The organism is Citrobacter sp. Cpo030 (assembly GCF_030333005.1).
Lineage (GTDB): Bacteria > Pseudomonadota > Gammaproteobacteria > Enterobacterales > Enterobacteriaceae > Citrobacter > Citrobacter portucalensis.
The window spans coordinates 1-12,390 of record NZ_JAOWGT010000064.1; the positions used below are offsets into that span (position 1 = coordinate 1).

The following is a 12,390-nucleotide window of genomic DNA, read 5'->3' on the forward strand; positions in this document are numbered from 1 at the left end:
GTTTTACGGCAGTGAGAGCAGAGATAGCGCTGATGTCCGGCAGTACTTTTACCGTTACGCACCACGCCTTCAGTAGCTGAGCAGGAGGGACAACTGATGGAGATGGAAGCCACGGGAGCACCTCAAAAACACCATCGTACACTAAATCAGTAAGTTGGCACTATTACCCGGCAGGCGATCTGGATTATCGTCACGCTGTTAAATATGTCGCGGTAGGGATACCCGTTACCGGATACCCCCCGCACAGATCCCGGCGTGCGCGATTTACGCACCGGGCTCCTGCCTCGGGTGTCTGGCGGTGAACCGCTCCACAGGCCATGGATGAAGAACCCGAACCCTTGGTAGCCATGCGGCTGCCAGTTTGTTTGCTTTCGTCCAGGTCGTATCATCCTTCTGGCTCCTGCGCCTGAGCGCCCGGCGCCAGAGGTTTGTTACGTGTGTCCTGAACTTCTGCATGGTGGGGAAGTTGCCCGGTACCGAGTGATAGTTCAGGTATCCCTGAACCACTCTCCTGAGCCATTTTCCCTGTTCGGGGATTGAGTAATGCCAGCGCCTTCGCAGACCGTCTTTGATGGCTTTCAGAGTTGCCGTCATCCGATCCCGGCGGGTCTTTCGTATCAGCATGAACCTGCCGTTGCGATCTTTCCCGCTGATGTGCGTGAACCCGAGGAAGTTGAACGTTTCTGGTTTGCCTTTTCCCCTGATGGCACGGTTTTCGGCAGCGAAGCGGCCGAACTCCATCAGACGGGTTTTCTCCGGGTGAACCGTGAGTCCGAACTTCCTCAGTCTGCGCTGCATGGCTATACGGAAGCGCCGGGCATCGTATCGTTTGTCGAACCCGATGACGATGTCATCGGCGTATCTGACCATTACCACATTGCCTGTGGCATAGCGACGTCGCCACTGATGCGCCCACAGATCGAAGACGTAGTGGAGGTATATGTTTGCCAGCAGCGGTGAGATGACCGCACCCTGTGGGGTGCCTTCCTCCGTTGCTCGCCATTGACCCTCCTCCGACGTCCCGGCTGTGAGCCACTTACGTATGAGCCTGATTACCCTCCGGTCGCCGATCCGATGCTCTGTGAACCTGATCAGCCATTCGTGGCTCACCCTGTCGAAGAACTGACTGATGTCGGCATCCAGTACCCAGTTTACGTTAGTGCGTACCAGCCCTGTGGCCAGTGCGTCCAGTGCATCGTGCTGGTTTCGCCCGGGTCTGAACCCGTATGAGAACCCCATAAAGTCGTTTTCATAGACTGCGTTCAGGATTTTCACCAGCGCATACTGGACGATCTTGTCCTCCAGCGAGGCGATGCCGAGCGGGCGTTGTTTTCCATCCGCTTTTGGGATGTAGTGACGCCTGCCGGGCTGCGCCCTGTAGCTGCCCTGATGTAGCCTCCGGTGCAGATCTGTTATGTTGTTCTTCATGTTTCCGGCGTAGTCCATCCACCTGATGCCATCCACTCCCGCGGCCGCTTTCCTGCTCAGGGAGAGGAATGCGGCTTCCAGTGCTTCGACTGTCAGCAGGTGGAACAATGCTGTAAACCGTTCTTTCTTCCGCTGCTTCGCAGCTTCCCGCACGCGTGACAGCCTCTGTGACATGCTTTCCCGGCTCTGTGTCCGGCGCATGTGTGGCTGTTCCGCGTTCCCCTTGGCCCCGCTCCTTCGCTCCACTGACTCCGCTCCTTTCGGGTTGTTCGCCTGCTTCGCCGCTACTATGAGCGAGTCCGACTTCTCCTCTCCGTACATCACCGGCTATGACTCCTCGTCTTCCCGGTGCGGGCCATCTCCGACACTGGCAGATGGTCAGAGGGGAGATCTCCCGGTTCCCGCGTAGAGATCGTATTGACATGCCAGGGTCTCAGACCCCGCCGGGTCCATGTGGCACTCGCAGTATCGCACCCTATGATGTTGCCTTCCGTTAACAGTACAACGTCGGCACCCGGTAATTTAATATACATTTCGTGGCTCAATGGCTGGCCTGTCAACACCCCTGTCAACGCTTCGCCCCATACCTCGCGGTATGCAACGCATGACTCGGGGACCTTGTGGATTGCTGGTCCTTCAATGGTCGGGGACTTTCACCCCTTGATCTCTACCGGTCTCCCGGCGCACACTGTATATATACACAGCTTAAGCGAGGGAAAAAACGATGAAGTTCATTCCTGCAGTATCAGAAGCCAGCATAGTAAAAATTCCTTTGTTCACAGAGCGATGCCCTGCGGGTTTTCCGTCACCGGCAGCAGACTATACTGAGTCTGAACTGGATCTGAATGAGTACTGCATTCACCGGCGCCACTCCACCTATTTTGTCAGAGCGATTGGCAACTCAATGACTGATATTGGCCTCTATTCCGGCGATCTGATGGTCGTGGATAAAGCAGAACAGCCGCGGCACGGGGATATTGTTATCGCGGAAATTGAGGGTGAATTTACGGTAAAACGCCTGCTTCTGACGCCGCGGCCAGCCCTGCAGGCGATGAACCCGGACTTCCCTTCCCTGTACCCGGATCCGGAAACTCTGCAAATTTTCGGCGTGGTGACGGCCTTCATTCATAAAACCCGGAGGGCAGACTGATGTTCGCCCTGGCAGACGTCAACTCCTTCTACGCCAGTTGCGAGAAGGTTTTCAGGCCGGATTTGCGCGGCAAACCTGTCGTCGTTCTCAGTAACAACGATGGCTGCGTTATTGCCCGGAGTGCTGAAGCCAAACGGCTGGGTATAAAGATGGGAACCCCCTGGTTCCAGCTCAAAGAGGCGCAGTTTCCTGAAAAACTGTACGTTTTTTCCAGCAACTACGAGCTCTACGCGAGCCTGAGTAACCGTGTGGTCGCCCTGCTGGAAGAGCTGTCGCCCCGCGTCGAACAATACTCAATTGACGAATGTTTCCTGGATGCCCGGGGAATTAGCCACTGTATGGATCTGGAGGATTTTGGCAGGCAGCTGCGTGGGCATGTTCTCAGTGGAACCGGACTGACGATCGGTGTCGGCTTCGGCGCCACAAAAACACTGGCCAAATCGGCGCAGTGGGCGTCAAAGGAATGGCCACAATTCAGTGGGGTGCTGGCGCTGTCGCCCGAAAATCCACGCAGAACGGCAAAATTACTCAGCCTGCAGCCGGTGGAAGAAATCTGGGGCGTGGGGAACCGGATAGCGAAAAAGCTGCACGTTATGGGGATCACCACTGCCCTGCAGCTGTCGCTGACGAACCCTACATTTATCCGGAAAAACTTCAACGTAGTGCTGGAGCGCACGGTACGTGAGCTGAACGGCGAGAGTTGCATTTCGCTGGAGGAAGCGCCGCCGCCGAAACAGCAGATTGTCTGCAGTCGCAGCTTCGGGCAGCGGATCACCACCTACGGAGAAATGCGCCAGGCCGTCTGCCAGTATGCCGAGCGCGCGGCGGAAAAGTTGCGCGCTGAGCGACAGTACTGCCGGCATATCAGCACCTTCATCAAGACATCCCCTTTTGCGGTTAATGAGCCGTATTACGGTAACGTGGCCACGGAAAAACTGAACCCCCCTACCCGTGACACCCGGGACATTACCGCGGCAGCGGTCAGGTCTCTGGACAGAATCTGGCTCGATGGCCACCGCTACGCAAAAGCGGGGATAATGCTCAATGATTTCAGTCCGAACGGCGTCGCGCAGCTGAATCTGTTCGATGACGTGCAGCCACGGCCGCACAGCGATGCGCTGATGAAGGTGCTCGACGGCATTAATCATTCCGGACTCGGGAAAGTCTGGTTTGCCGGACGGGGGATTGCGCCGGACTGGCAGATGAAACGGGAGATGCTGTCACCGGCATATACCACCTGCTGGAAGGAGCTGCCGGTTGCCCGTTTCTGACCGTCGAAATGACAGACGGGACTTGCGGCCAGAGCTTACTTTACCGATCATACAGATGACTTGTCTCAGGAGGGAACCATGACAAACATCATTCTGTGTGATGTGACTGCCAGCGTCTGAGAACTTAAAAACGATCCGGTGGCCACCGCCAGTGCCGGCGGCGGCTACCCGGTCGCGATTATTGACCGCAACCGCCCTGTTTTTTATTGTGTGCCCGCGGCTCTGTATGAACAAATGCTCGATGCGCTGGACGAAAAAGACCTGGTGCAATTGTTGACATCCTCCCCGCCCTGAAGGGCGAGGATTCCTACAGCGTTCAGACCGGAGCCTGACTCGCCTCGGTGGGTTCCTGCTTCAGTGGGCGGCCTGACTGTACCATCCCTCCACAGGCAAGCACGGCATGTCCTGCCGCTAAAATGTTACGTGCTCCGTTGATATCGGCGTTCTCGGTATAGCCGCATACCTGACACACGAATTTACTTTGCGTTTGACGGTTTTCTTTCGCCGTATGACCACAACAGACACAACGCTGGCTTGTGTATGCCGGAGGTATCGCCAGTACCTGACCACCACGCCAGAGCTGCTTATACTCAAGCTGTCTGCGCATTTCGTACCAGCCCTGATCCAGTATCGAACGGTTTAAGCCTGATTTGGCTCTGATGTTTCGTCCGGGCCGCTCTGCCGTACCTTTTGCCGATTTCGAAATGTTACAGACCTTCAAGTCCTCAATGACGATCATCGCGTGGTTTTTGCTGATTTCACTGGTGACTTTGTGAAGGTAGTCGCGCCGGATATTGGCAATGTGTGAGTGCAGACGCTGGATTTTTTTCTTCTGTTTCTGCCAGCTGGCACTGAATTTAACTTTGCGGCTTAACTGCCGTTGAAGCATAGCCAGCTTACGCTGGTTTGCTTTAAAGCTATTGACTGGCTGGTATACGGTGCCATCAGAAAGCGTGGCAAGTTTCGTGACTCCGGCGTCCAAACCGACCATTGACGCTGCCTTATGAACCTGTTCAGGCACTTCGTATTCCGTCTGGATGCTAACGTACCATTTGCCGCATGACTGGATGACCGTGACGTTTTTAACTTCGCCGATGACTTCACGGCTATTGCGATAGCGTATCCAGCCCAACTTAGGAAGCGCTATACAATTGTTGGTCTGATCGAGCTTCACGCCTTGCGGGTAGCGGAATGCATCGTTTTGGCCGCGTTTCTTGAAACGAGGGAATGCTGCACGCTTCTGGAAGAAATTCTTGTAGCCGCGCTCCAGATCTTTGAGCGACTGCTGCAACGGCTGTGATGGCGTGTCTTTTAGCCACTGGGTATCAGGGTGTGATTTCCACTCAATGAGCCATGAAGCCATTTTGGTGTAGGAAACATATTTGTTCCCCGCTTCATGGTTTTCGTTTTGAAGCGCCAGCGCACGGTTAAAAACGAAGCGACAAGCCCCAGCGAAGCGCCGCATATCGCGCTCCTGCTGACCATTCGGTCTTAACTGGAATTTGAAGGCTTGAAGTCGTTTCATGAGGCTATTTTAACCGAAGTTAGTCGGAAAACCGCGCCTTATATCCCCGCCCTGAAGGTCGGGGTTTTACGGCGCACTGGATAACAGGGGCCTCCTTGCCGTCACCCAAAAACAAAACGGTATGTTTATGCTCTGTGATGATTCCCCCGGATTCTTTTCATGGTCCAGTGGTGTATACAAAGTCAATTAATACGATAACGTGACGGACTTTCAATATGTTACCCACACGGTTATCCCCCGTTACTGTGGATAATCAATATATTGTGTCTCTGGCAACTGCTTTTCCTACCATATGTTGTCCCTCCCCGTTCTATTTTGTGATCGGACAGTGTGAAAAACGACATCACAGTGGAGACGCTGCTGACGGGATGATGTTCATCCAGGGTCGTAAGATCGGCCGGTACTAGTTACCCGCCGGACGAAGGGCCGGCCAACGCGCAGCATCGGTAGCTGGCTTTAAAAATGCCGGCGGAAATTTAAAGATTAAGCCGCATACTCTGCGAAATTTTGCAAATTTCACTCAACATGCTTCGTTCAGATCCCAATAGAGCTTTCACCATCGCCTGTAATAGCCGCCCTGCTGCGTGATTACTCCGCTCATCGGGTTGCTGGCGACAAGCCAATACCTGTTCGTGACAGGCATTGATTGAACCGTTATCCCTAACTAATAATGTGCTGACGATGCAGGTGGGACCGTGGTCCCAGGGAGATAAGCTGACCGACGATACAGGTGGGACCGTGGTCCCAGGCAGATAAGCTGACAGATTACGCAGGTGGGACCGTGGTCCCAGGCAAATAAGCTGACCGACGACGCAGGTGGGACCGTGGTCCCTGGCAGATAACCTGACCGCCGATGCAGGTGGGACCGTGGTCCCAGGCAGATAAGCTGACCGGCGATACAGGTGGGACCGTGGTCCCTGGGAGATAACCTGACCGCCGATACAGATGGGACCGTGGTCCCAGAGAGAATATTCAGGCCAGTTATGTTTTCTGGCCTGTGAGAAAGGAAATGAAGTAAAGGGAGATCACCGTAGACTAAAGCGTGTCCGCATCAGACTCCTGGTTTCTCAAGCTCCTTAAGAATGGCTTCTATTTTCTCTATATACTCCGCAGGAATGCGGGACCTATCCAGGTTAAGCACCATTTTATCGCCCTTATACAATGCTGTTGCCCCTGGAGCAAACTGATGACGTGAGCTCAGATTAACTCTTGATGCGGGAGATTGTTTCAGTACGGATGTTAAAAGACTAATGACCTCTTCAGCTTCAAAGATTAGTCCCGCTTTCTTCTGATCGTGGAGAGTCTCAGCCTGCTGCTTCAGTAATTCTTCTTTATCTGCAAAAGCCTTCTGAAGGGCTTCACCTGACCGGGCAGACAGTTCTCCAGGATGTGCAAACAGGGCAACAACGGATTTAGGCAGTTTGGCCGTATTAATACAGCGGGTAATGATCTTACGAGAAATGTTTTCCGCATCGGCAAGCGCAGAAATATTTCCTGCAAACTCATTCTGCAGCCGGCTTGTATAACGCAGGCCACGTTCATAAGCACTCGTCGGCCGATAATCGTTACCCAGTCGGGACAATGCAGCCATCTGCTCATCGTCCAGTTCACCAACCAGAACGCGATAATCACTTTCCGTCAGGATTGCGGCTTTACGGCGACGGCTGCCGTCGGCAATTTCTATGACATCAGAAACCCGGCGGCCGAAAGCTGGAGTCTGCTGACCGGTCAGTAAAAATGAAGGAATGAGATCATCCAGAGCATCTTCGGTAAGTAGTTCCTGATCGCGCTCATTGCCTGACCATACGCGTGAAGCGCTCTCAACAGAGTCTCCCCGGAGCACCTCAAGGGTAAATTTTACTTCCCGTCCACATACCGGAAGAGAGATTGCATTACCGCGGGCCATAGCACCCACGCGCGCAATTAATGAATCCACCATCGGCGCGGCCGGCGCCGGTGATGAAGTATCTTCAGTCGATTGAGTAAGTGTGGTATGTCTTGGAATGACAGGAGCACGCTTCATTATCTAATCTCCCAGCGTGGTTTAATCAGACGATCAAAAATCTCATTGCAAACAGGCTCCCAGATAGAGAGGGCATTACGCCAGGCACCGGTTGAAGAACGTTGATCAATAGCCTGTTCAAAAACGGTTCTCATACGGATCTGACCTTTGCCGACTTCATCCGTTTCGCGCACAACATTTTTAAGGACCATGCTTCCCCAGGCATCCCGAATTTGTTCTTCCATCCACGGGGACTGCGAGCCATTATTATTACTGTATTTGGTAAGCAGAATACGGACATCTGGCTCGAAGCCTTTAAGATCCACGTTCTTAAGCAGGTCACGTAGCATATCGAAAAACTGCAGTGCGGAGGTGTAGTCGAACAGCTCTGCCGGAGTAGGGACAATCAGAACATCAGCAGCGCATACAACATTTATCGTACCGATACCAAGGTTGGGTGCACTGTCGATAACTATCACGTCATAATCATGAGCGACAGTTTCAATGGCCAGACGGAGCATCAGGTGCGGGTCAGCAGGTAATTTGCCTTCGTCAAATTTCCCCATCAGCTCGGTTTCAATGCGGTGCAGTGCCAGACAGGACGGGATGATATCAAGGCCAGGCCAGCAGGTGGGCTTTATAGCGTAGCTGGCGTCATCCTTTTCCCCAAGATAAAAGGGCAGGAGAGTGTCCTCAGCATGAATATGAAGATCGGGCACCCATCCGTGATACATAGAAGCAGTTCCCTGTGGGTCATTGCCTTCAACAAGCAGAACACGGAGTCCTTTCAGAGCAAGATCCTGAGCCAGGTGAACGGATACTGAGGTTTTGTAAACACCACCTTTGTGAGCTGCAACGCCAATCACCGGCGGAAACGCATCTTCAGCACGGCGCAGTCGTGTACCAAATACATCCCGCATGTGATTGATTTGTTCGATGGTATAACCAACGCGTTGCTCAACTCTCCCACGGGTTTCCATATCAGGGTGCGGCAGCCGGCCAGCTTTCTCGGCATCCCTGATAGCCTGAGATGACACGCCAACTAAATCTGCCGCTTCACCAATCCTCCAGCGCCGGGTTATTTTCCGGGCTTCCGGACTGTCATCATTAAACTGTGCAATGGCGATTGCTTTCGTCATTTCATGACCAGCACTTATGCACTGGTTGAGTGTATCCATGAGTCCCATACTGAACATCCTTTAATCATCACTTTGCATTATTTTATTAAATCTTGGAATTTATTGCAAAGCAACAATAAAATCGCAAAGCACACGAAAAAGTGCAAAGTGAACCACATTGGGTAATGAAAGAACGCAGGGGATTACAAAAGAGTACATACCGCAGTCAATATTAATCACTGCCGCTCGCCGCAGTAAGCGATCTCACACAGTGAGAAAGCGGCGAGGAAGCGGAAAATCACAGAACTCACAGATTGCACGTACGTCGGGTTGCTAAAGATGACTCGGGATCAGCCAGTTATAATGAAATTGACTGCGGTATGTAATATATTGACTATGGTATGATGCTTACCGCATCTGTAGGAAAGACGACTCAGCATACCGCAGTCAATGTTTCATTGTTGTACCTGTAGATCTCAATCTTCCAGAGCGTATTCAGGAAAATCAGGCCAGGGTTCTGGATATCTGGTGTGGCGCTTCCGGCCTTGTATCTGGGTTATTCATGGTCTCGATCCAATAATTGATCCCAAGGAGATCATAGTGAGATCCAAAAGAGATCCCCGGATCGCTCCAGCATGCGCTGTAACTGGCTTTAACGTCTGTCTGGATCGACTGCGGAATGTAAAATGTTGACTGTTATATGCATAATCTAATACTGTGATATGCAACGGTATTTACTGAGGTATGTATATCCGTTGACTGCGATACGTATTACTACATCCTTTTGTGGATAACCGTTGAGGATCAAGATGACGAGCGAAAATAATAGCTTACTTCTGAACCTTCAGGAAGTTGATAAGACAACCGGTGAAGTTGTTAAGCTGGATGTCAACAGCACCAGTACCGTGCAGCCAGTAGCGCTCATGAGACTCGGTCTCTTCGTCCCAACTCTGAAATCAACAGGGAAGAGCAAGGCGAACCGGAAAAACGTTACAGACGCGACTGAGGAGCTTGTACAGCTGGCCATTGCCAAAAGCGAAGGATACACTGACGTTAAGATCACCGGTTCGCGTCTTGATATGGACACGGATTTTAAAGTCTGGCTGGGGATAATTCGCTCCATGTCGGAGTATGGGGTAAAAAGTGACACCCTGGAACTGTCGTTCGTCGAATTCGTTAAGATGTGCGGATTTGACTCCCGTCGTTCAAACAAAAAAATGCGCGATCGCATCAGTAATTCCCTGTTTAAACTCGCCTCGGTTACGCTGAAGTTCCAGAGCGAGACCAAAGGATGGACCACCCATCTGGTGCAGTCAGCCTATTATGACATCAACGAGGATATCGTTGAGATCAAGGCTGAACCTAAGCTGTTTGAGCTTTACCACATGGACAGAAGGGTACTGCTGCGGCTGAAAGCCATTGACGCCCTGCAGCGCAAGGAATCAGCCCAGGCGCTTTATACCTACATCGAAAGTCTTCCCCAGAATCCTGCACCTATTTCCATGAAACGGATGCGTGACCGGCTGAATCTCACCTCAAATGTCTATACGCAGAACCACACGGTGCGTAAGGCGATGGAGCAGCTGCGGGATATTGGTTATCTGGATTACACCGAGTTTAAACGTGGCCGAGCCACCTATTTCAGCGTGCATTATCGCAACCCCAAACTCATCAGTAGTCCTGTGAAGGTTCCGCGCAAAGAGGAAGAAGAGAAGGCGCCAGAGCAAAATTATGACGAAGTCATTAAGGCGCTGAAGGCTGCTGGCATCGATCCTCTTAAACTGGCTGAAGCCCTCTCAGCGATGAAGCCAGAAAATTGACTGCGATATGCATATCATGACTGCCGTATGCCGCTAAGGACATTCCATTGACTGTGATATGCATCACGCATACCGCAGTCAATATTTATTCTCTATCATGTCTGCCCGGATCGAACAATATTGACTGTCATATGTGATTTCGGGTCATGATACGCAGATATTGACTACGGAATGCGGGTTTAATGGGGGTAATCCCTGGTCTGTTCACCATTCCATGGGGAATAACATGCCACAGTCAATTTTTCAGTAACGCTCTATATCCCTTACGAAAATCTCAATCGGGTGCTGAGACGGTCATGTTACCTGACGGTATCCGTTCCCCTGTGTACTGCAGGTTTAGCCCGGCAGGATGAGACTGCAGCTGTCTGTATAACCCGGCGCCAGCTTCACACTGTTAAATGCGATCAGGAAACGGGAGCCGAATGGCAGAAAGGTGTTGGCTAGGGAAGGTGCGAATAAGCAGGTCATTTCTTCCCAAGCTGACTCGCTGATTAAAATTTCGCGGATCTGGGCCGATTTTTTTCCCGCAAACACATCGAATCAGCCTATTTAGGGGTCAGTTTGGAGATCGGAAATTTTTGTACGTTAAGCACATTATTTAACCAATTCGGATGCGTAAGTGATTGATTTATCGTCATTGGCTATCGCTTTTAGGTTGTCGCTCTTGCTGTATCGCATTTAGGTTATCCGATTAAGACAAAATCCCCTGAAAACGCTGTATAGCGCGGGAGTACACCCTATTGCTATAGGTAAGTCTGTTCAAAAAACAGGCTTACCGTACAATAATTCTCTATATCCAAACTGACCCCTACACGCTCGTTAGCGGCTCTTACGACCCGCTAACGCGGAGATACGCCCCAACTGCGGCTTCGCCTTGTTGTGACCACTCCGACCGCGCACAAAAGCCTCTGAGCCGCTTTTAGCGGAATATGGCTTTGCAGGGTGAAGGGATGGATAGGCGATCCCTTTCGATCCCTCACTGGTATCGGCGGCTAACCCTCGGTGCTACCTGTCATTTCATCCTGCCGCCTTACATGCGCTAACGCGCATAAATCCCCGTTCCTCAGTGGAACGAAAACTCACGCTAACAGGGTAGTGACTGGGTAGCCACGATAACTGCCAACAAAATTAGCTTATAGGTTAATTCTACCTTGTCTGAAATTAGCCTATAGGTTAATATTAATAGAAATGGGAGGTCACATGTTTAGCGTTGTTTATCACCCGGAAGCCAGGGAAGAAGCCACAGCATTACCCGTAAAAATCAGGGTGAAGTTTGACCGTCTCATCGGCAAACTGGAGTATGACGCCCGATTACTGCGGGAGCCGGACACGAAGCCCCTGGGCGATGGACTTTTTGAGATCCGCACGATGGGGACGGACATAGCCAGGGGAATCTGGGTATACCACAAAGGCAATACCATCATCATGCTCCGTGTTTTCATCAAGAAGTCACAGAAAACGCCAGCGAAAGAAATCGATCTCGCCAAAAAGCGGTTAGCGGAGGTACTTAATGAAACTGGTAAGCCATAAAGAACTGCATAACGAGTGGATGCAGGACGATGAATATCGCGCTGCATGGCAGGAAGAAGAACGTAAGGAAAAGCTCAGGGAGCTGCTTGCTGAATGGCGCAAGCATGACAACCTGACAAAAGCGCAGGTTGCTGAACGCATGGGGGTTACACCTCCGGTTATTTCTCGCCTGGAAAACAACATCACCAAAGCCAGCATCGACACACTGACCCGCTACGCTCACGCCTGCGGCATCAAGAAACCTGTCATTGCCCTGTACTGAATAGCCAGCCCTCCGGGGCTGGCCTTTTTGTTTCGGTCAGTCCCAAAATTTTGTTAAAGCAAGTTTAAAATGTCACCTGTTTCTCCAAAGTTGAAATGTCACTTCTAAGCCAATCTATTTATACATAATCTTTACATCTTTCCCCGGTGACAAAGTGCTAATTGGTCTGTAATGTTCAATGTGTGGCAGGCAAGCCGCCGGTGACTTAGGGAAGGTGCGAACAAGTTCCTGATATGAGATCATCATATTCATCCGGAGCGCATCCCAGAGGGACATCATGAGCC

At 51.6% G+C, this 12,390-nt stretch carries 12 protein-coding genes; 7 read left to right on the forward strand and 5 right to left on the reverse strand.

The annotated features are described in order from the left end of the window. Positions 1 to 113, reverse strand: a 113-nt coding sequence (locus OGY37_RS11990) for an IS1 family transposase (RefSeq protein WP_042031543.1), incomplete at its 3' end; no start/stop codon positions are given. Positions 114 to 264: 151 nt separating this feature from the next. After that, positions 265 to 1,752, reverse strand: a complete 1,488-nt coding sequence (ltrA, locus tag OGY37_RS11995) for a group II intron reverse transcriptase/maturase (RefSeq protein ID WP_162720562.1) — start codon at positions 1,750 to 1,752, stop codon at positions 265 to 267. A gap of 400 nt (positions 1,753 to 2,152) precedes the next feature. On the opposite strand from ltrA, the gene umuD reads away from it, so the two are divergent. The 3 genes from umuD to OGY37_RS12010 all read left to right on the forward strand — a co-directional run bounded on the left by umuD (position 2,153) and on the right by OGY37_RS12010 (position 4,143). Then, complete coding sequence (gene umuD, locus OGY37_RS12000; protein WP_001776124.1) at positions 2,153 to 2,578, forward strand: translesion error-prone DNA polymerase V autoproteolytic subunit; 426 nt, start codon at positions 2,153 to 2,155, stop codon at positions 2,576 to 2,578. After that, the gene (locus OGY37_RS12005; protein ID WP_193958540.1) at positions 2,578 to 3,849 is read left to right on the forward strand and encodes a Y-family DNA polymerase; all 1,272 of its coding nucleotides are present in this window, start codon (positions 2,578 to 2,580) and stop codon (positions 3,847 to 3,849) included. The genes umuD and OGY37_RS12005 overlap by 1 nt, the downstream gene beginning before the upstream one ends. 138 nt (positions 3,850 to 3,987) lie before the next feature. Continuing rightward, on the forward strand, positions 3,988 to 4,143 hold the full coding sequence (locus OGY37_RS12010) for a type II toxin-antitoxin system Phd/YefM family antitoxin (RefSeq protein WP_001776126.1): 156 nt from the start codon (positions 3,988 to 3,990) through the stop codon (positions 4,141 to 4,143). A gap of 22 nt (positions 4,144 to 4,165) precedes the next feature. Here OGY37_RS12010 and OGY37_RS12015 read toward each other — a convergent pair whose 3' ends face one another. The 3 genes from OGY37_RS12015 to sopA all read right to left on the reverse strand — a co-directional run bounded on the left by OGY37_RS12015 (position 4,166) and on the right by sopA (position 8,563). Beyond that, a complete protein-coding gene (locus OGY37_RS12015; RefSeq protein ID WP_049239040.1) occupies positions 4,166 to 5,374 on the reverse strand; it encodes an RNA-guided endonuclease InsQ/TnpB family protein in 1,209 nt (402 codons plus the stop codon). Positions 5,375 to 6,425: 1,051 nt separating this feature from the next. Further along, positions 6,426 to 7,397 carry a ParB/RepB/Spo0J family plasmid partition protein gene (locus OGY37_RS12020; RefSeq protein ID WP_001698877.1) on the reverse strand — a complete coding sequence of 324 codons (972 nt, stop codon included), beginning with the start codon at positions 7,395 to 7,397 and terminating at the stop codon, positions 6,426 to 6,428. Next, positions 7,397 to 8,563, reverse strand: coding sequence for a plasmid-partitioning protein SopA (sopA, locus tag OGY37_RS12025; RefSeq protein ID WP_000523812.1), 1,167 nt, complete (start codon positions 8,561 to 8,563; stop codon positions 7,397 to 7,399). Before sopA ends, OGY37_RS12020 begins: the two co-directional genes overlap by 1 nt. Positions 8,564 to 9,303: 740 nt before the next feature. On the opposite strand from sopA, the gene OGY37_RS12030 reads away from it, so the two are divergent. The 4 genes from OGY37_RS12030 (at position 9,304) to OGY37_RS12040 (ending at position 12,106) form a co-directional block, all read left to right on the forward strand. Beyond that, positions 9,304 to 10,314: a RepB family plasmid replication initiator protein gene (locus OGY37_RS12030; RefSeq protein WP_000200069.1), complete on the forward strand. Its 1,011-nt coding sequence runs from the start codon at positions 9,304 to 9,306 to the stop codon at positions 10,312 to 10,314. A gap of 794 nt (positions 10,315 to 11,108) precedes the next feature. After that, positions 11,109 to 11,237 (forward strand): replication-associated protein RepA4, encoded by a 129-nt coding sequence (locus OGY37_RS23500; protein WP_488350364.1) that lies wholly within the window; start codon positions 11,109 to 11,111, stop codon positions 11,235 to 11,237. Positions 11,238 to 11,514: 277 nt separating this feature from the next. Next, positions 11,515 to 11,844: a type II toxin-antitoxin system RelE/ParE family toxin gene (locus OGY37_RS12035; RefSeq protein WP_000493286.1), complete on the forward strand. Its 330-nt coding sequence runs from the start codon at positions 11,515 to 11,517 to the stop codon at positions 11,842 to 11,844. Then, positions 11,825 to 12,106 (forward strand): helix-turn-helix domain-containing protein, encoded by a 282-nt coding sequence (locus tag OGY37_RS12040; protein ID WP_000780222.1) that lies wholly within the window; start codon positions 11,825 to 11,827, stop codon positions 12,104 to 12,106. The genes OGY37_RS12035 and OGY37_RS12040 overlap by 20 nt, the downstream gene beginning before the upstream one ends. The last annotated feature ends 284 nt before the right edge of the window (positions 12,107 to 12,390 follow it).